Here is a 17792-nt window from a genome sequence, read left to right on the forward strand (position 1 = left end):
ACAACCTCGTTGTCAATTGAAACACAAATTGACGCCGGAAAAAGATTCTTCTTATCAAAACCATAACCTTTAAAAGCAGGTTTCGCTCCTTGCGACAATATAAAATCCTCGGCTATTTTATCAAGCTCATAAGCTGATACACCTGGCTTAATATATTTACCAAGCAATTTTAACAAATCCGAAACAATCCTGCCAGCCTCTCTCATTAAATCTATTTCCATCTCGCTCTTTATGCTCACTCCCTTAATAGCCAACCCTGCTTTTTATTCTACCTGTTTTCATAAAGCCATCATAATGCCTCATCAAAAGATATGTCTCAATCTGTTGCAATGTATCAAGAGCAACTCCAACCACAATCAGCAAGCTTGTTCCACCAAAGAACGAAGCCATGGTTGGTGAAACTCCCAACCTTATCATAAATCCAGGTAAAATTGCAATTATAGCCAAAAAGATCGACCCGGGTAAAGTTATCTTCGTCAAAATGTTGTCAATGAAATCAGCCGTGCTTTTACCAGGTCTTATCCCAGGTATAAAACCGCCCTGCTTTCTCATCGTATCAGCGATATCTTGTGGATTGAAAACAATTGCTGTGTAAAGATATGTGAAAAATATAACTAATAAAGCATAAACAAAGCTATACCAAAAAAGAAGTATAATTAAAGTTTGCCGCAAACTCTTGCAATGATTCGCTTTGTGGGAAAAATGTTATAATTGTGCTGGGCAAAAACATAACTGACTGAGCAAATATTATCGGCATCACACCAGCAGCATTTACCCTTATCGGAATATATTGAGTTACTCCTCCGTAAACTCTTCTTCCGACAACTCTCTTTGCATACTGAACTGGGATTCTTCTCGTTCCAGTAGTGACAAGTATAACAAGCGCAACAACCAAAACCATCCCTGCGATGATCAATATTTCCTCAATTATGCTTCTCGCACCCGTTTTTATCATCTGAAATTCTTCAAGTAAAGCATTTGGGAAGCGCGCAATTATACCAACAAAAATTATCAAAGAAATTCCATTCCCTATGCCACGCTCCGTTATTTGCTCACCAAGCCACATTATGAAGATTGTTCCAGCTGTTAGAATAAAAACTGTAGTTATAACAAAACCCAACCCTTTCACAGCTTCCGGCACTATTGGCAAACCTCCTGGAGTTGTCATATTCATCAACCTTATACTCACACCCCAAGCCTGAAGCGCAGCAACTAAAACAGTACCTTGCCTTGCGTATTGCTCAAGCTTTCTACGCCCTTCTTCTCCTTCTTGTTGCAATTTTCTAAAATATGGAACAACAGCGCCAAGCAATTGCAAGATAATCGCGGCGCTTATGTAGGGCATTATTCCGAGTGCAAAAACCGCCGCGTTTTGAAAAGCTCCGCCAGCAAAAAGATCATAGAGAGCAAAAAGAGAGTTTTGCGATTGACTCCTTATAACTTCCGCAAGAAGTGATGCATCGACGCCAGGTAAAGTTATATGCGCGCCAATTCTAACAACAGCAAGCAATGCGATCGTAAAAAGAACTCTATCGCGGAGCTCTTCGATTTTAAAAATATTTCTGAGATTTTCGACTAATTTGCTCATAACTTAATCGCCTTGCCTCCAATTGCTTGTATCTTTTGTAACGCTGATTTGCTGAAAGCATGAGCAGAAATTTCAAGCGCAACCTTCAATTCTCCATCACCAAGAATTTTCACAGGCAATGCCTTCTTAGAAACAGCACCTACCTCATAAAGCAACTCAGGCGTAACCTTTGTATCAGCCGAAATTTTACCTCTATCAATTAGCTCTTGAAGCCTGCCCAAATTAACAATTTGATATTCAACCTTAAACGGATTCCTAAAACCACGCTTCGGAATTCGCCTGATCAAAGGCATTTGACCACCTTCAAACCATGGCTTTATGCTCTCTCCAGATCTTGACTTTTGACCTTTATGACCACGCGTTGAAGTACCACCGTGCCCTGAACCTTGACCTCGTCCAACTCTTTTTTCTTTTTTCCTCGAACCAGGAGCTGGTTTTAAATTACTTAATATATTAGGCATTTTCACCTCCATCTTCTATTTCTTCCACAACGACGAGATGTTTATCTTTAATTAACAATATGATAATTGGTGTTTCTCAGGGTTATTCAAAGAAGCTCGAGATTGTTGGAATCGGATATAGAGCCGAGAGCTTTTATCGTCCTTCTCTGTTTTTCAGGTGTCCCAATTATGCTTCTTACCTGTGTAATCTTAAGTTTTTTCGCCATTTTAAAAATTCAAATTAAATTTTTACAAGTGAATCAGATTCAAACAATTCTTTAAGCGTCATTCCACGCTTTGCTGCCATCGTTTTAGCATCGATCATGCTCGTCAGAGCTTTTAAAGTGGCTTTAACAACATTGTGCGGATTAGTTGAGCCAAAACATTTTGTAAGCACATTCTGTACACCCGCAAGTTCAAGCACAGCTCTGACAGCTCCGCCTGCGATTATACCAGTTCCAGGTGCAGCTGGTTTAATCAAAACTTTCGAAGCTCCAAACTTTGCAACAATTTCATGAGGAACAGTTCCATTAACAATTGGGACTTCAACTATATTTTTCTTTGCGTTCTCGCTTGCTTTCTGAATTGCATCGGTCACTTCGCGACCTTTGCCAAGCCCAATCCCAACATGACCATTTTTGTCTCCAACCACAACAATGGCACTAAAGCGAATTCTTTTACCGCCTTTTACGACCTTTGCGGTTCTGTTAATCATAACGAGTTTTTCTCTTAAACCTTCAAGCTCGCTTGGTTTTACCTTTTTTATCTTTGGCAATTTACCTCAACAAGTTTGTTTTAACTTAAAAAATTAATCCACCTTCACGAGCTGCTTCTGCAAGTGCTTTCACCCTACCGTGATACTTATAGCCATTCCTGTCAAATACAACTTTAGTTATACCTTTCTCAAGCGCCTTCTTCGCAAGTGCAAGTCCAACAACTCTACTGACATCAGTTTTAGTTTTGCAGTTTTTAACTTCATCTCTTATCTCTTTTGATAAACTTGACATCGCAACAAGCGTATGTCCTTTTGTATCATCGATAATCTGTGCATAAATATGTTTCAAACTTCTATAAACCGACAGACGTGGCCTTTCCGGGGTACCAAAAATCTTGGATCTTACACGCTTACGAATCTTTTCTCTTCTTATCTTCTTCTTTTCAAATTCTCGCCTTATCATATTAAATTTAACCAATTTTATTTTGAATTCCGAACGAGGTTACGCTCGAAATATGAGCCCGCCTCGTTCATTTTATTTACCCGCTGCCTTTCCAGCCTTCATTCTTATAACTTCACCCTCATAGCGTATACCTTTACCCTTATACGGCTCGGGTGGCCTAAACGAACGTATTTTCGCTGCAACTTGACCAACAAGTTGCTTGTCAATTCCACTAACAATGATATTAGTTGGCTGAGGAACTTCGATCTTAACTCCATCCGGTGGTATAAAAATTATCGGGTGAGAATATCCAAGATAAAGAACAAGTGCTTTGCCCTTTAATTCGGCTCTATATCCGATTCCAACAATCTCGAGCTTCTTTGAATAACCCTGAGAAACACCAATTATCATATTGTTAATTAAAGACCTCCATAACCCATGCAACGTTTTATCCATCCTTGAATCGCTTTTTCTCTTAACTAGAACATTGTCCGTTGTTATTTCAACTTCTATCCTCGGATGAACCTTGGTCGAGAGCTCTCCTTTCGGACCCGAAACTTTCAAAATACCGTTTGTTTTTTCAACTTTAACACCTTTTGGAATAGGTATCGGTTTTTTCCCAATTCTAGACATTTTTTATCGCGAATTTATTTTACCATATGTTTTAATGCGTCCAATTTACCACACATAACAAATTACTTCACCGCCAACCCTTTCTTTCCTTGCGCGACGGTCAGTCATAACTCCTTTTGAAGTGGTCAAAATTGCAATGCCAAGACCATTTAAAACTCTTGGTATCTCATCAACTCCAACATAAATTCGGCGCCCCGGCTTGCTTACACGAACAAGATTTGTAATAGCAGGTTCGCCGTCTTCTGTATACTTTAGATAAATCCTTAAAATTCCTTGTTTCCCATCATCGATAACCTCGTAACCTTTTATGAATTTCTGCTCAAGCAAAATTTGTGCTATCGCCTTCTTAAGCTTTGAAGAAGGAGCTTCGACAACCTTATGTCTGGCTCTGACCGCATTTCTTATCCTTGTTAAAAAATCTGCAATTGGATCGGTCATCATAGTTCGCTTTTACCTTTAAATTTAATTTTTACCAGCTTGCCTTTCTTACTCCAGGAATTTTTCCTTCAAGTGCAAGTTTCCTAAAACAGATTCTACAAAGTCCAAACTTCCTATAATAGCCTCTTGGCCTACCACAAATTGAACAACGATTTCGCTTTCTGACCTTGTATTTCGGTTCTCTCAGTGCTTTTTGAATTGATGCTTTTCGTGCCAAGTTTTAATTCCAAAATTTTATTTTTATGCCACTGCTTTTTCTTCAACAACAACCTCACGTTTTCTAAACGGCATGCCAAACAATCTGAGCAATTCATATGCCTCTTCATCAGTCTTTGCAGTCGTGACAATCGTTATATCCATACCAAAAATCCGTTCAACCTCATCAACATTTATCTCCGGGAAAATTACATGCTCCCTAATTCCAAGCGTGTAATTACCTCTGCCATCAAAAGATTTATCAGATAAACCTCTAAAATCTCTAATCCTTGGGATTGCAGCATTTATCAATCTATCAAGAAATTCGTACATTCTCTCACGTCTTAATGTAACCTTGCATCCAATAGCCATTCCAGCTCTTAGCTTAAAATTAGAAATTGACTTTTTCGCTCTTCTAATAATGGGTTGCTGTCCAGTGATCTTTGCAAGTTCTTTCATCGCCATTTCAAGGAGCTTTGGATCCTGAGTTGCTTGTCCAACACCCATATTGATAACGATTTTCACAAGCCTGGGCACTTGCATCACATTTTTATAATTGAATTTCTTCATCATCTCTGGAACTATAACCTCTTGATAAAGCTTCTTTAATCTTGGAACAACCTTTTCCTGAACCTCTTCAACTTCCTGAACTTCTTGCTGTTTTTTCTGCTTTTTCTCCTTTGCCATTTTAGTTCACCTATTGTTTTAATTAAAACATTTCACCGCATTTTTTACAAACTCTCATCTTGCTTCTTTTACCATCAGCCGAAGTAAGAGTTGCATGACCAACGCGTGTTGCCTGTCCACATTTCGGGCAAACAAGCATAACATTAGAAACATGGATCGGGGCTTCCATTTCAATTATTCCACCTTGCGGATACTTGGGCGATTTTCGAACATGCTTTTTAACGATATTTACACCCTCAACGAGAACTCTTTCTTCCTCACGAAAAACCTTCAAAACTTTGCCAATTTTACCTTTATAATTTCCAGCAATTACTTTGACCGTATCATTCTTTTTGATGTTCATCCTCCACCAAAATTAAATTTTTTAAATAACCTCCGGTGCAAGTGAGATTATCTTCATAAATTGTTTCTCTCTTAACTCTCTCGCAACAGGTCCAAAAATTCTCGTTCCACGCGGCTCGCCATATTTGTCAAGCAAGACAACAGCGTTTTCATCAAATCTGACATAAGACCCATCTTTACGCCTTATCTCCTTTTTGGTGCGAACGACCACCGCTCGCGAGACTTCTCCCTTTTTAATTGGTGCACCTGGAATTGCACTTTTTACCGAAACAACGATAATATCTCCAACAGTTGCGGTCAATCTTTGGTGCTGACCTATAATACCTATACATCGAACTTTTTTAGCTCCTGAATTGTCAGCAACGACAAGATCAGTTTCTCTTCTTATCATGGCATTTACCGAAGTTTATTTTGCTCTTTCTATTATTTCAACAAGGCGCCATCTCTTATGCCTGCTTAAAGGTCTTGTCTCCATAATTTTCACAATATCACCGATATTACACTCATTTTTTTCATCATGAGCCATAACTTTTGTAGTCCTCACATAAACTTTTTTGTAAATCGGATGCATAACCTTTCTCTCAATCGCAACAACGATAGTCTTCTGCATCTTATTGCTTACAACTCTTCCAATTCTAACCTTTCTCTGCCCGCGCTTCGATTTTTCAGTCTGAGCCTTTTGCGCTTCATCTTGCTCTTGTTGAACTTGTCCAATATTTTCTTGCTCTTGGATTTTATTCTCGCTCATCAATCAACCTTTACTTTTTGTTTTCTCTTTGTAATTCTCTCTCCCTTAAAATTGTTTTCATCCTTGCGATATCTTTTCTAATCATTTTAAATCTATGGGGCTTTTCAAGCTGTCCGAGAGCTTTTTGAAACCTTAAATTAAATAGTTCCTCTTCAAGTTCTTTTATCCTCTGCTTTATCTCTTCATCCGAAAGTTGTCTTATCTCACTTGCTTTCATTTAGCTCGAAAATTTTATTTAAGTTTTTAGCTAGATGCTTCAATTCTTGTGACAAACTTCGTCTTTATAGGTAATTTATCTGCTGCAAGTTTAAGTGCTTCCTCAGCCACATCTCGGCTGACACCACCTATTTCAAACATTATTCTCCCAGGTTTAACAACAGCAACCCAACCTTCGACATTACCTTTACCCTTACCCATACGTGTCTCAGCTGGCTTCTTTGTATATGGCTTGTCGGGAAAAATTCTTATCCAAATCTTGCCACCTCTTTTTAAAGTTCTTGAAATCGCAACGCGTGCTGCCTCAATTTGCTTGTTTGTTATCCACGCGGGCTCAAGTGCTTTCAATCCATAATCTCCAAATGCAAGTGTCGATGCCCGATATGATTTACCTTTCAAACGACCGCGTTGCTGTTTTCGATATTTCGTCCTACTTGGCATTAACATAGTTAAAAACTCCAGAATTAATTTTAACGAAGTTGTGGTTTTCTACCAATAACTTCACCTTTAAAGATCCAAACCTTAACTCCAATTTTACCGTAAATTGTCAACGCTTCTGCAATCGCAAAATCAATATCTGCTCTTATCGTGTGAAGTGGAACCCTACCCTCAAGATACCACTCACTTCTTGCAATCTCAGCTCCAGCTAACCTACCCGAACACATCACCTTAATTCCCTGAGCTCCCATCCGCATTGCAGCTATAACAGCCGCCTTCATGGCCCTCCTGTAAGAAACCCTATTTTCAATTTGCGCAGCTATTGATTCAGCAACAAGATAAGCATCAAGCTCAGGACGTTTAATCTCAACAACTTCAATTTTAACCTCCTTATTCGTCAACCTTTTCAACTCCTCCTGCAATAACTCAATGTCCTTACCTCCTTTACCTATAACCATTCCAGGTCTGGAAGTATGAATCTTAATTTCAACCTGTCTTGTCTTCCTGTCAATTATAATTCTCGAAACTCCACTTCTCTTAAGACGGCTACGCAAATAGTTTCTAATCATTAAATCTTCTTGGAGCTTCTCCGCAAAGTTCTTATCATCATACCAACGCGCATCCCAATCTCTTATTATTCCGAGCCTAAAACCTATTGGATGAGTTTTCTGTCCCAAGACCCCTCCACCAACTACTTTGTTTTTGATTTATTTGTTTGTTCCTCTTTTTTAGATTTTTCCGCAACCACTATCGTCAAATGGTTACTTCTTTTTCTTATAATATAAGCTCTACCAAATGGCGCGGGCAAAACGCGCTTTAGCATCGGTCCTGGATCAACATAAGCTGATTTTACATAAAGCTCAGATATATCAACCCTTCTCTCAGTTTCTTTGTTCATGAAGTTCGCAACTGCAGATCTTAAAACTTTTTCAGCAATTTTTGCTGCGCGTTTTGGAGTGTAATGCAAAATGTTAAGTGCTTCATCAACCGATTTGCCTCGAATTAAATCAATCACCGCTCTCATCTTCCTTGGAGAAGACGGTATATACCTTGCTACAGCTTTTGCTTCCATATCGCTATCCAAACTTTTTTACTTTTTCATTTTACTTGCTTTTTCAGCCTTCGTTCCTGGATGACCTCTAAAAGTCCTCGTTGGAGCAAACTCCCCAAGTTTGTGTCCAACCATATTTTCAGTTATATAAACGGGGATGAACTGCTTGCCATTGTGAACAGCAAATGTAAAACCGACGAAATCAGGTATTATAGTACAATCGCGTGCCCATGTCTTTATAACTTTTTTCTGACCTGTCTTCAACATTTCCTGAACCTTCATTAGCAACTTACGATCGATATACACACCTTTTTTAAGCGAACGAGCCATATCAGTTCAATTTTTTATTTTTTCTTTCTCCTTGCAACAATGTATTTATCAGACGCCTTATTTTTCTTCCGTGTTTTCTTTCCTTTCGTATGCCATCCCCACGGAGAAACCGGATGCGGATTACCCTGCGGAGCCTTACCTTCACCACCACCATGTGGATGATCAACCGGATTCATAGCAACCCCACGAACATAAGGTCTTCTGCCAAGCCAACGCGCTCTTCCAGCTTTACCAAGCGTAATATTCTCATGATCAAGATTGCTTACAATTCCAACCGTCGCATAACAATTCAAATGAATCTTTCTCAACTCACCCGACGGCAAACGCAAAAGCGCATAGTCTCCCTCTTTTGCCATAACTTGAGCATAAGTCCCAGCGCTTCTTGCTATTTGCCCACCTTTACCTGGACGAAGCTCAATATTATGAACAAACTCACCAACAGGGATATTTCTTAACGGCAATGCATTACCAACCTTTATCTCTGCATCCGGACCAGACATAACCATATCCCCGACCTTTAAACCATCCGGAGCTATGATATACCTTTTTTCACCATCAACATAGTGCAAAAGTGCTATCCTTGCACTTCTATTGGGATCGTATTCTATTGCAGCAACCTTTGCAGGAATTCCAATTTTATCTCGCTTGAAATCAATAATTCTATACATTCTCTTATGACCGCCACCTCGATGCCTTACGGTAATTCGTCCCTGATTGTTTCTACCAGCGTGCTTTTTTAATGGAACAACAAGTGATTTCTCTGGCTCCGTCTTAGTTATATCCGAAAAATCAGACACCGTAAAAAATCTTCTCCCTGGCGTTGTAGGTTTAAATGTCTTTACAGGCATTGGCTCACTCCTTCAAATTTTTAAATGTTCTCAAAAATATCAATTTTGTATCCTGGCTCAAGAACAACAATAGCCTTCTTCCAGTCACGCTTCTTTCCTTCAAACCTTCCTCTCCTTGTCAACATAAACTTCCTCTTCCCTTTGACAATCATGGTTCTAACCTTTTTCACCTTAACATTAAATCTTGACTCTATTTCTTTCTTAATCTCAATCTTATTTGCATTCATAGCAACCTCAAAAACATACTGATTCTTATCACGCAAAATTGTTGACTTTTCCGTCACTATTGGTCTAATTAAAATACTTGGCATCTGATTCGCAAAACTTTAATTTTTCATTCCGTGAAAGTATTTTGCAAAACCTCAACTGCGCTCTTTTGAATCAAAATCATTTGATTGTTTAAAATATCATAAGTCGACGCCTTATACGCCTCCAAAATGTTAAGCCCAGGTATATTCCTTCCAGATTTATAAACATTTAAATCTGTGCTCGCAGTTAAAAGCAAAACTTTTTTATTCAGAAGATTAAATGCTTTCAAAATCTCAACCATCTTTTTTGTCTTCGGCTCTTCAAATGTAAAATCTTCAACAACAATTATTTGCTCATCCTTTGCCTTGTAAGATAAAGCAGATTTTCTTGCAAGCTGCTTAACCTTCTTCGGCAAATCAAGGCTGTAATCTCTCGGAACAGGACCAAAAACAGTTCCACCTCCAACCCAAAGTGGCGATCTAATCGAGCCAGCACGCGCTCTTCCAGTGTGCTTTTGTGGCCATGGCTTCCTACCGCCACCTCTGACCTCACCTCTCGTCTTCGTTTTATGCGTTCCTTGCCTTTGATTGGCAAGATATGCTTTAACAGCTAGATAAATCGCATGATCATTAGGTTTAATTTCAAAAATATCGGGCCTTAACTCAACATATTCACCCGATTTCGTCCCATCAATTTTATAAACCTCAAGCCTCATCTCAAATTCCGGTTAATTTTTTGAGTTCATAATTTACAAAACCTTCATAACACACTGAACAACTCAACTTAATTTTGTTATCTGAACATAGCTATTCTTTGCTCCAGGAACCGAGCCCTTCACAACAAGTAAATTAGCTTCGGGAATCACCTCAACAACTTCAAGATTTCTCACAGTAACCTGTTCATCTCCCATGTGCCCAGCCATTCTCTGTCCTTTAAATGTGTGCGACGGAAAAGAGCTTGAACCAACAGAACCAGGAGCTCTATGCCTATCACTCTGACCGTGAGTCTTTGGACCTCCACCAAAACCATGCCTTTTGACAACACCTTGGAATCCCTTACCCTTTGATCTTCCCGTCACTTTAACAAGATCACCAACAGAGAAAATATCTTCGACCCTTATTTGATCGCCAGGTTTATATTTGCTTATATCGAAACCTTTAAATTCTTTAAGTACTCTCAAAAATGGAGTGTTCGCCTTTTTAAAGTGACCTTGTAGTGGCTTTGGGGTTCTCTTTTCCTTCGCTGTTTCAAATCCAAGTTGAAGCGCCTCATATCCATCCTTTTCCTTCGTCTTTACTTGGACAACATAACAAGGTCCCACCTCAAGAACAGTGCAAGGTATAGCCACTCCATTTTCACCAAAAATTGTTGTCATACCAAGTTTTTTACCTATCAATCCGACCATTGCTCAAAGCTAATTTAAATTTTTATGTCTTAATTTCTACCTCTACCCCTGCCGGTAAATCAATTTTCGTCAAAACATCCATCGTCTTTGCATTCCAGTTTAAAATATCAATCAATCTTTTATGAGTTCTTATCTCAAACTGCTCACGAGATTTCTTATCAACATGCGGAGACCTTAAAACAGTAAAAACTGAGCGCTTTGTCGGCAGGGGTATCGGCCCTGAAACAACAGCACCAGTTTGCTTCACAGCTCTTACAATCTTATCAGCCGACTTATCGATTAAACGATAATCATAAGACTTTAATTTGATCCTAATTCTTTTTTGCTGTGCCATTTTTAAAAAGAACCTATTTTATTCAAGTATTTTGGTAACAACTCCCGCACCAACTGTTTTACCACCTTCACGAATAGCAAATCTCAATCCTTCTTCCATAGCAACAGGTGCAATCAACTCAATCGTTAACCTTACATTATCGCCAGGCATAACCATTTCCTGTCCTTCTGGCAACCCAATTATCGTTCCTGTAACGTCAGTTGTTCTGAAGTAGAACTGTGGTCTGTAACCTTTATAGAATGGCGTATGTCGACCACCTTCTTCCTTTGAAAGGATATAAACCTCAGCTTCAAACTTTGTATGTGGTGTGATTGTTCCAGGCGCTGCTATAACCATACCACGCTCAAGTTCATCCTTTTCAATACCACGCAAAAGCAATCCAACATTATCACCAGCTATAGCCTCATCAAGTTCCTTACGAAACATTTCAATACCTGTCACCACTGTTCTCTTGTGCTGACCAAGCCCGACAACCTCAACCTCATCACCGAGCTTTACCCTGCCTCTTTCAACACGCCCTGTACCAACAGTTCCGCGACCGGTGATAGAGAAAACATCTTCAACAGGCATAAGGAATGGTTTATCAATATCACGCTGTGGCAGTGGTATATAGTTATCAATCGCATCAAGCAATTGATAAATCGGTTGTAAATCCGGATGATCAGGAGTTGTTTCCGGTTTCATTCCTGCTTCAAGCGCTTTCAAAGCGCTACCTCTTATAACTGGAACTTCATCGCCAGGAAATTCATATTTCTTCAGCAAGTCTCTAACCTCAAGCTCAACAAGATCCAAAAGCTCTGGATCATCAACCATGTCAACTTTGTTCATAAACACAACAATATAAGGTACGTTAACCTGCCTCGCAAGAAGCACATGTTCTCTTGTTTGGGGCATAACACCGTCATTCGCAGCAACAACAAGAATCGCCCCATCCATTTGTGCAGCACCAGTGATCATATTCTTTATATAGTCAGCATGACCTGGGCAGTCAACATGCGCATAATGTCTCTTTTCTGTTGAATACTCAACATGTGAAACAGCAATCGTAATACCACGCGCTCTTTCCTCTGGGGCATTGTCAATTGATTCGAATGGTCTTGGCTGAGCAAGCCCTTTCTTTGCAAGCGCATAAGTTATCGCAGCTGTTAATGTTGTCTTACCATGGTCAATATGACCAATTGTTCCAACATTAACATGGGGTTTGTCTCTTACAAATTTTTCCTTTGCCATAACCTTTCTCTCCTTGATTTTTAGTTTTTAAACATTTAATGTTTCTTTCGTTTTACCTTTAACTTTTTCAATGATTATATCAGCAATTTGCTGTGGAACTTCTTCATAATGATGGAATTGCATCGTATAAATTGCCCTACCTTGCGTAAGGGATCTCAACCTCGTCGCATAACCAAACATTTCAGCAAGTGGAACAAGAGCTTTCACAACTTGACCATCTTTTCTCATATTAATTCCCTCAATCCTTCCACGCCTTGAATTCAGATCACCAATTACATCACCAAGATACTCTTCCGGTGTTACAACTTCAATCTCCATAATTGGCTCAAGAAGAACAGGCTCCGCTTGCTTTGCTGCCTCTTTGAAAGCAATCGAAGCTGCGATCTTAAAAGCAAGATCAGATGAATCAACTTCGTGATAAGAACCATCAAAAAGCGTAACTTTAACATCAACAACAGGATAACCTGCAATTATCCCATTTTGCATCGCTTCCCTTATTCCTTGATCAACGGCTGGAATAAACTCCTTCGGCACAACCCCACCAACTATTGCATCTATAAATTCATAACCCTTACCGCGATTTGGTTCAATCTCAATCCAAACATGCCCATATTGACCACGCCCACCGGTCTGGCGAATAAATTTACCCTCTGCCCTTGCCTTCTTCCTTATAGTCTCTTTGTAAGCAACCTGCGGCTTTCCAATGTTTGCCTCAACTCTAAACTCGCGTTTTAACCTATCAACAATTATCTCAAGATGTAGCTCACCCATTCCACTTATCAAAGTTTGACCCGTTTCGTCATCAACCGTTACTCTAAATGTTGGATCTTCATCCATTAGCTTTGAAAGCGCCTCGCCAAGTTTATCTTGATCCGCCTTCGTCTTTGGCTCAATAGCAACCGATATAACTGGCTCTGGAAAATCCATCTTCTCTAACAATATCGGGTCATCTTCAGAGCAAAGCGTATCACCGGTTTTTGTAACTTTTAATCCGACAAGAGCAACAATATCACCAGCGTAAGCTTCCTCAACATCCTCACGATGATTTGCGTGCATCCTTAAAATCCTCCCAACCCTTTCCTTCTTACCTTGTGTTGAATTATATACATACGAACCAGCTTTTAATGTTCCAGAATAAATTCTTATAAAGGTCAACTTTCCAACATACGGATCCGTCATTATCTTAAACGCAAGAGCAGTAAACTTTTCATCATCAGAAACCAATCTTACCACCCTATCATCCTTGAATGGATGATGCCCTAAAATCTGACCATTGTTTATATCAAGTGGAGACGGAAGATAATCGACAACAGCATCAAGAAGACGCTGGATTCCCTTGTTTTTGAAAGCAGAACCACAAAGAACAGGTACTATTTTAAATTCAAGCGTTGCTTTCCTTATCGCTAATTTAATCTCTTCCTCACTTATCTCTTCACCATCCAGATATTTAACAAGCAAAGTATCATCAAACTCAGAAACAGCCTCAAGCATCTTTGTTCTATATTCAACAGCCATATCCCTCAATTCCCTGGGGATATCAAATTCTTCCCATGTTGCACCAAGCGTTTCTTCTTTGTAAACGACAGCCTTCATTTTTATAAGATCAATTATACCAGTAAATAACTCACCCTGCCCCATCGGCAATTGTATTGGCACGGGATTAGCCCCAAGGCGCTCGCGAATCATATTAACAACATTAAAGAAATCCGCTCCAACCCTATCCATCTTATTAACAAACGCAATCCTTGGAACACGATATTTGTTTGCTTGCCTCCATACTGTTTCAGATTGCGGCTCAACTCCGCCAACAGCGCAGAACAATGCGATCGCACCATCAAGAACACGTAAAGACCTTTCCACCTCAACTGTAAAATCAACATGTCCTGGAGTATCAATGATGTTAATTCTATGTCCCCTCCAAAAACATGTTGTCGCAGCACTTGTAATCGTTATACCGCGCTCCCTTTCTTGGGGCAAAAAGTCCATAGTCGCAGAACCTTCATGCACCTCACCCATTCTATGGATTCTACCAGTATAATAAAGAATTCTCTCGGTCGTTGTCGTCTTTCCGGCATCTATATGCGCCATTATTCCGATATTTCGCGTCTTTTCTAATGGGTACTCCCTCGGCATATTCTTAATTTTATCACCTCAAAAGTTTTGTTTTTAAAAAATTTACCACACCTTTACCACCTGAAATGAGCAAACGCTTTATTTGCCTCAGCCATTTTATGTGTATCCTCACGCTTCTTCACAGCCAAACCCTCATTCCTTGCAGCCGCCATCAATTCCTCGGCAAGTTTAACCATCATTGGTTTCCCTTTCCTTTCGCGTGCATATTGAACAATCCATCGCAAAGCAAGCGAAATACTTCTTTCAGGTCTAACTTCAATTGGAACTTGGTATGTTGCTCCACCAACTCTCCTTGGTCTTACTTCAAGGATCGGTTTAACATTTTCAACTGCCTTCTTAAAAACCTCAAGCGGATCCTGCCCTGTTTTCTTTCTTATTATTTCGAACGCATTATACACAATTTTTCTTGCTATACTCTTCTTGCCATCCTTCATAACTTTGTTAATCAACTTGGCAACAAGGACATCGTTATATTTCGGATCCGGAGCTATTTGTCTCGGCTCAGCTCTTTTTCTTCTCATAAACTTAACTTAATTTTATTGTCCCTTTGGTTTCTTTGCGCCATACTTTGAACGACCTTGTTTCCTGCCTTCAACCCCGGCTGTATCTAAAGCACCACGAATTATATGATATCTAACGCCAGGCAAATCTTTAACTCTGCCACCGCGCACCAAAACTATCGAGTGTTCCTGAAGGTTATGACCTTCACCAGGGATATAAGCTATAACCTCAATACCGTTAGTAAGCCTGACCTTTGCAACTTTCCTTAATGCTGAATTCGGCTTTTTAGGCGTCGTCGTATAAACTCTGACGCAAACTCCTCTCTTTTGAGGGCATCCCTGCAGAGCCGGGGATTTGCTTTTCCATTTAACTTTTTCTCTGCCGTACCGAATTAATTGGTTAATCGTCGGCAAACCAAATTCCTCAATTTATTTTTTACAAAGTTTTAATTTACTGAAAAAAATCAACTTTGACAAATTCAAACAAAAAAATATACCTCGTGCACCACCGGGGACTCGAACCCCGAACCAACGGATTAAGAGTCCGCTGCTCTACCATGTTGAGCTAGTGGTGCACTACCTCTAATGAGGCGGTTTTAAATATAAAAAATTTTCCAAATAAAATCAAATTTCATTAAGCTTAAAAACCACTTCAACAATCTAATACCAAACTTGATTTTTTGGGTGCAAATTCTTAATTTATAAGTGAAATTCCTGTGGCGGGTTAGCTCAGGTGGTAGAGCAGCGGAATCATAATCCGCGTGTCGGGGGTTCGAGTCCCTCACCCGCTACAACTTTAAAGCAAAAACCTTTCAGTCCAACCGGCTGAAAGGTTTTTTATATAAAGAGAAAACTTCAGCATTCAAATATGGTAAAAGATTTTATAAATCGTTTCCGCGAGTTTATACAAAAGAACAAACTTATAGCACCTAAGGATAAGATCATCGTCGCAGTAAGTGGTGGCGTAGATTCAATAGTTCTCCTTGATGTTTTAAATGAGTTAAAAACTCAACTCAAGCTTGAACTCGTAGCTGCGCATTTTAACCATAAGCTAAGAGGCGATGAATCCGACGAGGACGAAAAATTTGTCCGAGAGTTTACATCTAAACTTGGCATAGAATGTTATGTAAGAAGCGAAGATACAAAAGAATATTGTAAAAGCAGAAAAATTTCAATTCAAGAAGGGGCACGTGAATTAAGATATAATTTTTTTGAAACTTTGCGACTGCTTAAAGGATTTGACAAAATCGCAACCGCTCACAATGCAAATGACAATGCTGAAACGGTTTTACTTAACCTCTTCCGTGGCTCAGGGATAAATGGACTCGCCGGAATTCAAATTAAACGAGGGAACATCATAAGACCGCTTCTGTTTGCAACGAGAGAAGAAATAGAAGAATACGCATCCGAAAAAGGACTCCCCTACAGAATTGACTCATCCAATCTTAAAACAACATATCGCCGAAACTACATACGACTCAAACTTTTGCCACTTATAAGCGAGAATATAAACCCGGGTATAATCGAAACACTCAATCGAACTTCCCAGATTTTTTCCGAGCTCGCCGAGTTTATCCGACACGAGGTATCCAAAATCATAAAATTTGTCTCCATTGAAGAGGGACCCGGAAAAATTCTAATAGATATACAGCGATTAAGAAGCTATCTTTTTTTCATTCAAGAAAGTGTTATAATTTCAACAATAGAAACATTCTTTAATGAAAGGGTTGATTTTTCCAGAGTTCTCTCCGTGCTTAATTTAATTGATTCAACACCGGGTAGTTCTGTGATGCTCTCAAAAGATTTATTCGTTTATAGAGATAGACAACATCTAGTCTTTCTACGAAAGCCCGAATTCGAGGAAACCGAAGTATTTGCCTATATCCATCCGGGTGAAAAATACGAAACTGATTCTTTTGTATTATCGTCTGAATTTGTTGAAAGAGAAAATGTCCAATTTAATAACGATTCACGAGTTGAATATATCGATGCGGAATTAATAGCAGATGAGCTCATTTTAAGAAATTGGCATCCCGGCGATTGGTTCATCCCACTTGGAATGAAAGGAAGGAAAAAAATAAGTGACTTTCTTATCGACCTTAAGGTACCGGTCTACGATAAAAAGAAAGTTTTGGTGCTTGAATCGGAGGGAAAAATTGTATGGGTCTGTGGACTTCGACTTGACGATAGGTTTAAAGTAACAGATTCAACGAATAAAATTCTTAAAATCGAATTTCACCAAAAACTAACCCAGCAAAGCAATGAGTGATGAAATAGTCTACATCAATGGTGAAAAATTTAAAATTTTAATTCCAGAGCAAGATATAAAAAGAAGAGTAAAAGAACTTGGAGAACAAATAAGCGAAGATTTTAAGGGAAGCGTGCCGATTTTCATAGGCGTTTTAAATGGCTCGGTGATATTTTTTGCTGATCTGATTAGGGAAGTTAAAATCGATTGCGAGATTGACTTCCTTAAACTTTCAAGCTACGGAGACGAAAAAATTTCATCAGGGCATGTGAAACTTCTCAAAGACCTTGATTGTCAAGTGACGGGAAGAGATATAATCGTGGTCGAAGATATAATCGATTCGGGACTATCGATAAAGTTCATCAAAAACCTAATCATGCTTAAAAACCCGAAATCTTTAAGCATAGTTACTTTGTTATATAAAAAGAATAGAGTTCAGATTGACTTCAAAATTGATTATATTGGTTTTGAGATAGGTGACGAGTTCGTTATCGGCTATGGTCTTGATTATGCTCAGAAAGGGCGAAATTTAAAGGCAATTTATGTGATAGATTCACAAAAATAAATCTACTTGGAGGTTTT

27 protein-coding genes, 2 tRNA genes and 3 pseudogenes are annotated in these 17792 nt (G+C 39.2%); 4 read left to right on the forward strand and 28 right to left on the reverse strand.

What is annotated here, in order from left to right; genetic code table 11:
• From AWW78_RS09980 to rplO, 3 genes and pseudogenes are all read right to left on the reverse strand, one after another.
• Nucleotides 1-221 (reverse strand): M24 family metallopeptidase (locus tag AWW78_RS09980; protein WP_141653920.1); only part of this gene is annotated, 221 nt, incomplete at its 3' end.
• Between the two features lie 22 nt (nucleotides 222-243).
• Nucleotides 244-1588, reverse strand: a pseudogene (gene secY, locus AWW78_RS09985) (preprotein translocase subunit SecY).
• Nucleotides 1585-2049: a 50S ribosomal protein L15 gene (gene rplO / locus AWW78_RS09990; RefSeq protein ID WP_047133639.1), complete on the reverse strand. Its 465-nt coding sequence runs from the start codon at nucleotides 2047-2049 to the stop codon at nucleotides 1585-1587. Before rplO ends, secY begins: the two are co-directional and overlap by 4 nt.
• Before the next feature lie 44 nt (nucleotides 2050-2093).
• On the opposite strand from rplO, the pseudogene AWW78_RS10800 reads away from it, so the two are divergent.
• Nucleotides 2094-2180 (forward strand): annotated as a pseudogene (locus tag AWW78_RS10800) (50S ribosomal protein L6); the annotation flags it as partial.
• 24 nt (nucleotides 2181-2204) lie between these two features.
• Here the strand turns inward: AWW78_RS10800 and AWW78_RS11015 are convergent.
• From AWW78_RS11015 to AWW78_RS10115, 25 genes and pseudogenes are all read right to left on the reverse strand, one after another.
• Nucleotides 2205-2255: pseudogene (locus AWW78_RS11015) on the reverse strand (hypothetical protein); the annotation flags it as partial.
• Between the two features lie 14 nt (nucleotides 2256-2269).
• The gene (rpsE, locus tag AWW78_RS10000; RefSeq protein WP_082349281.1) at nucleotides 2270-2743 is read right to left on the reverse strand and encodes a 30S ribosomal protein S5; all 474 of its coding nucleotides are present in this window, start codon (nucleotides 2741-2743) and stop codon (nucleotides 2270-2272) included.
• A gap of 85 nt (nucleotides 2744-2828) precedes the next feature.
• On the reverse strand, nucleotides 2829-3206 hold the full coding sequence (gene rplR, locus AWW78_RS10005; protein WP_047133602.1) for a 50S ribosomal protein L18: 378 nt from the start codon (nucleotides 3204-3206) through the stop codon (nucleotides 2829-2831).
• 72 nt (nucleotides 3207-3278) lie between these two features.
• Nucleotides 3279-3818: a 50S ribosomal protein L6 gene (rplF, locus tag AWW78_RS10010; protein ID WP_047133603.1), complete on the reverse strand. Its 540-nt coding sequence runs from the start codon at nucleotides 3816-3818 to the stop codon at nucleotides 3279-3281.
• Nucleotides 3819-3863: 45 nt separating this feature from the next.
• On the reverse strand, nucleotides 3864-4259 hold the full coding sequence (gene rpsH, locus AWW78_RS10015) for a 30S ribosomal protein S8 (RefSeq protein ID WP_047133604.1): 396 nt from the start codon (nucleotides 4257-4259) through the stop codon (nucleotides 3864-3866).
• Between the two features lie 28 nt (nucleotides 4260-4287).
• The gene (locus tag AWW78_RS10020) at nucleotides 4288-4473 is read right to left on the reverse strand and encodes a type Z 30S ribosomal protein S14 (protein WP_047133605.1); all 186 of its coding nucleotides are present in this window, start codon (nucleotides 4471-4473) and stop codon (nucleotides 4288-4290) included.
• 23 nt (nucleotides 4474-4496) lie between these two features.
• Complete coding sequence (gene rplE, locus AWW78_RS10025; RefSeq protein ID WP_075426277.1) at nucleotides 4497-5138, reverse strand: 50S ribosomal protein L5; 642 nt, start codon at nucleotides 5136-5138, stop codon at nucleotides 4497-4499.
• A 22-nt stretch (nucleotides 5139-5160) separates the two neighbouring features.
• Nucleotides 5161-5481, reverse strand: coding sequence for a 50S ribosomal protein L24 (gene rplX / locus AWW78_RS10030; protein ID WP_047133606.1), 321 nt, complete (start codon nucleotides 5479-5481; stop codon nucleotides 5161-5163).
• Between the two features lie 21 nt (nucleotides 5482-5502).
• Entirely contained in the window at nucleotides 5503-5871 is a 369-nt protein-coding gene (rplN, locus tag AWW78_RS10035; RefSeq protein ID WP_047133607.1) for a 50S ribosomal protein L14, read from the reverse strand.
• Nucleotides 5872-5886: 15 nt separating this feature from the next.
• Nucleotides 5887-6195: a 30S ribosomal protein S17 gene (rpsQ, locus tag AWW78_RS10890; protein ID WP_075426284.1), complete on the reverse strand. Its 309-nt coding sequence runs from the start codon at nucleotides 6193-6195 to the stop codon at nucleotides 5887-5889.
• A gap of 43 nt (nucleotides 6196-6238) precedes the next feature.
• Nucleotides 6239-6445, reverse strand: a complete 207-nt coding sequence (gene rpmC / locus AWW78_RS10045) for a 50S ribosomal protein L29 (protein ID WP_047133608.1) — start codon at nucleotides 6443-6445, stop codon at nucleotides 6239-6241.
• A gap of 26 nt (nucleotides 6446-6471) precedes the next feature.
• Nucleotides 6472-6891: a 50S ribosomal protein L16 gene (gene rplP / locus AWW78_RS10050; RefSeq protein ID WP_047133609.1), complete on the reverse strand. Its 420-nt coding sequence runs from the start codon at nucleotides 6889-6891 to the stop codon at nucleotides 6472-6474.
• Nucleotides 6892-6914: 23 nt separating this feature from the next.
• Entirely contained in the window at nucleotides 6915-7559 is a 645-nt protein-coding gene (gene rpsC, locus AWW78_RS10055) for a 30S ribosomal protein S3 (RefSeq protein ID WP_047133610.1), read from the reverse strand.
• A gap of 14 nt (nucleotides 7560-7573) precedes the next feature.
• A complete protein-coding gene (gene rplV / locus AWW78_RS10060) occupies nucleotides 7574-7954 on the reverse strand; it encodes a 50S ribosomal protein L22 (protein ID WP_047133611.1) in 381 nt (126 codons plus the stop codon).
• A gap of 18 nt (nucleotides 7955-7972) precedes the next feature.
• Nucleotides 7973-8263 carry a 30S ribosomal protein S19 gene (rpsS, locus tag AWW78_RS10065; RefSeq protein ID WP_047133612.1) on the reverse strand — a complete coding sequence of 97 codons (291 nt, stop codon included), beginning with the start codon at nucleotides 8261-8263 and terminating at the stop codon, nucleotides 7973-7975.
• Nucleotides 8264-8277: 14 nt separating this feature from the next.
• The gene (gene rplB, locus AWW78_RS10070) at nucleotides 8278-9111 is read right to left on the reverse strand and encodes a 50S ribosomal protein L2 (protein WP_047133613.1); all 834 of its coding nucleotides are present in this window, start codon (nucleotides 9109-9111) and stop codon (nucleotides 8278-8280) included.
• A gap of 20 nt (nucleotides 9112-9131) precedes the next feature.
• Complete coding sequence (rplW, locus tag AWW78_RS10075) at nucleotides 9132-9422, reverse strand: 50S ribosomal protein L23 (protein ID WP_047133614.1); 291 nt, start codon at nucleotides 9420-9422, stop codon at nucleotides 9132-9134.
• Between the two features lie 23 nt (nucleotides 9423-9445).
• A complete protein-coding gene (gene rplD, locus AWW78_RS10080) occupies nucleotides 9446-10075 on the reverse strand; it encodes a 50S ribosomal protein L4 (RefSeq protein ID WP_047133615.1) in 630 nt (209 codons plus the stop codon).
• 63 nt (nucleotides 10076-10138) lie between these two features.
• Nucleotides 10139-10765 (reverse strand): 50S ribosomal protein L3, encoded by a 627-nt coding sequence (gene rplC / locus AWW78_RS10085; RefSeq protein WP_047133616.1) that lies wholly within the window; start codon nucleotides 10763-10765, stop codon nucleotides 10139-10141.
• Between the two features lie 22 nt (nucleotides 10766-10787).
• On the reverse strand, nucleotides 10788-11099 hold the full coding sequence (gene rpsJ / locus AWW78_RS10090) for a 30S ribosomal protein S10 (RefSeq protein ID WP_047133617.1): 312 nt from the start codon (nucleotides 11097-11099) through the stop codon (nucleotides 10788-10790).
• Between the two features lie 18 nt (nucleotides 11100-11117).
• The gene (gene tuf / locus AWW78_RS10095) at nucleotides 11118-12329 is read right to left on the reverse strand and encodes an elongation factor Tu (RefSeq protein WP_047133618.1); all 1212 of its coding nucleotides are present in this window, start codon (nucleotides 12327-12329) and stop codon (nucleotides 11118-11120) included.
• A gap of 27 nt (nucleotides 12330-12356) precedes the next feature.
• Nucleotides 12357-14462: an elongation factor G gene (gene fusA, locus AWW78_RS10100; protein ID WP_047133619.1), complete on the reverse strand. Its 2106-nt coding sequence runs from the start codon at nucleotides 14460-14462 to the stop codon at nucleotides 12357-12359.
• A gap of 53 nt (nucleotides 14463-14515) precedes the next feature.
• The gene (gene rpsG / locus AWW78_RS10105) at nucleotides 14516-14983 is read right to left on the reverse strand and encodes a 30S ribosomal protein S7 (protein ID WP_047133620.1); all 468 of its coding nucleotides are present in this window, start codon (nucleotides 14981-14983) and stop codon (nucleotides 14516-14518) included.
• Nucleotides 14984-14998: 15 nt separating this feature from the next.
• The gene (gene rpsL, locus AWW78_RS10110; RefSeq protein ID WP_047133621.1) at nucleotides 14999-15376 is read right to left on the reverse strand and encodes a 30S ribosomal protein S12; all 378 of its coding nucleotides are present in this window, start codon (nucleotides 15374-15376) and stop codon (nucleotides 14999-15001) included.
• Between the two features lie 87 nt (nucleotides 15377-15463).
• A tRNA-Lys gene (locus tag AWW78_RS10115) sits at nucleotides 15464-15537 on the reverse strand.
• A gap of 143 nt (nucleotides 15538-15680) precedes the next feature.
• On the opposite strand from AWW78_RS10115, the gene AWW78_RS10120 reads away from it, so the two are divergent.
• The 3 genes from AWW78_RS10120 to hpt all read left to right on the forward strand — a co-directional run bounded on the left by AWW78_RS10120 (nucleotide 15681) and on the right by hpt (nucleotide 17775).
• Nucleotides 15681-15753 (forward strand) — tRNA-Met (locus AWW78_RS10120).
• 77 nt (nucleotides 15754-15830) lie between these two features.
• Complete coding sequence (tilS, locus tag AWW78_RS10125) at nucleotides 15831-17231, forward strand: tRNA lysidine(34) synthetase TilS (protein WP_047133622.1); 1401 nt, start codon at nucleotides 15831-15833, stop codon at nucleotides 17229-17231.
• The gene (hpt, locus tag AWW78_RS10130) at nucleotides 17224-17775 is read left to right on the forward strand and encodes a hypoxanthine phosphoribosyltransferase (RefSeq protein WP_047133623.1); all 552 of its coding nucleotides are present in this window, start codon (nucleotides 17224-17226) and stop codon (nucleotides 17773-17775) included. The genes tilS and hpt overlap by 8 nt, the downstream gene beginning before the upstream one ends.
• The last annotated feature ends 17 nt before the right edge of the window (nucleotides 17776-17792 follow it).

It is taken from the genome of Candidatus Kryptonium thompsonii (assembly GCF_001535985.1).
Taxonomy (GTDB): Bacteria; Bacteroidota; Ignavibacteria; order Kryptoniales; family Kryptoniaceae; genus Kryptonium; species Kryptonium thompsonii.

Coding starts and splice junctions, on each gene's coding strand:
- rplN (WP_047133607.1), bottom strand. CDS start 5,871: ATGATAAGAAGAGAAACTGATCTTGTCGTTGCTGACAATTCAGGAGCT.
- tilS (WP_047133622.1), top strand. CDS start 15,831: ATGGTAAAAGATTTTATAAATCGTTTCCGCGAGTTTATACAAAAGAAC.
- rpsJ (WP_047133617.1), bottom strand. CDS start 11,099: ATGGCACAGCAAAAAAGAATTAGGATCAAATTAAAGTCTTATGATTAT.
- rplV (WP_047133611.1), bottom strand. CDS start 7,954: ATGGAAGCAAAAGCTGTAGCAAGGTATATACCGTCTTCTCCAAGGAAG.
- rpsS (WP_047133612.1), bottom strand. CDS start 8,263: ATGGCTCGTTCGCTTAAAAAAGGTGTGTATATCGATCGTAAGTTGCTA.
- hpt (WP_047133623.1), top strand. CDS start 17,224: ATGAGTGATGAAATAGTCTACATCAATGGTGAAAAATTTAAAATTTTA.
- rpsH (WP_047133604.1), bottom strand. CDS start 4,259: ATGATGACCGATCCAATTGCAGATTTTTTAACAAGGATAAGAAATGCG.
- rplC (WP_047133616.1), bottom strand. CDS start 10,765: ATGGTCGGATTGATAGGTAAAAAACTTGGTATGACAACAATTTTTGGT.
- tuf (WP_047133618.1), bottom strand. CDS start 12,329: ATGGCAAAGGAAAAATTTGTAAGAGACAAACCCCATGTTAATGTTGGA.
- rplO (WP_047133639.1), bottom strand. CDS start 2,049: ATGCCTAATATATTAAGTAATTTAAAACCAGCTCCTGGTTCGAGGAAA.
- rplR (WP_047133602.1), bottom strand. CDS start 3,206: ATGATAAGGCGAGAATTTGAAAAGAAGAAGATAAGAAGAGAAAAGATT.
- rplW (WP_047133614.1), bottom strand. CDS start 9,422: ATGCCAAGTATTTTAATTAGACCAATAGTGACGGAAAAGTCAACAATT.
- rpmC (WP_047133608.1), bottom strand. CDS start 6,445: ATGAAAGCAAGTGAGATAAGACAACTTTCGGATGAAGAGATAAAGCAG.
- rpsE (WP_082349281.1), bottom strand. CDS start 2,743: ATGATTAACAGAACCGCAAAGGTCGTAAAAGGCGGTAAAAGAATTCGC.
- fusA (WP_047133619.1), bottom strand. CDS start 14,462: ATGCCGAGGGAGTACCCATTAGAAAAGACGCGAAATATCGGAATAATG.
- rplP (WP_047133609.1), bottom strand. CDS start 6,891: ATGTTAATGCCAAGTAGGACGAAATATCGAAAACAGCAACGCGGTCGT.
- rplB (WP_047133613.1), bottom strand. CDS start 9,111: ATGCCTGTAAAGACATTTAAACCTACAACGCCAGGGAGAAGATTTTTT.
- rplX (WP_047133606.1), bottom strand. CDS start 5,481: ATGAACATCAAAAAGAATGATACGGTCAAAGTAATTGCTGGAAATTAT.
- rplE (WP_075426277.1), bottom strand. CDS start 5,138: ATGGCAAAGGAGAAAAAGCAGAAAAAACAGCAAGAAGTTCAGGAAGTT.
- rpsG (WP_047133620.1), bottom strand. CDS start 14,983: ATGAGAAGAAAAAGAGCTGAGCCGAGACAAATAGCTCCGGATCCGAAA.
- rplF (WP_047133603.1), bottom strand. CDS start 3,818: ATGTCTAGAATTGGGAAAAAACCGATACCTATTCCAAAAGGTGTTAAA.
- rplD (WP_047133615.1), bottom strand. CDS start 10,075: ATGAGGCTTGAGGTTTATAAAATTGATGGGACGAAATCGGGTGAATAT.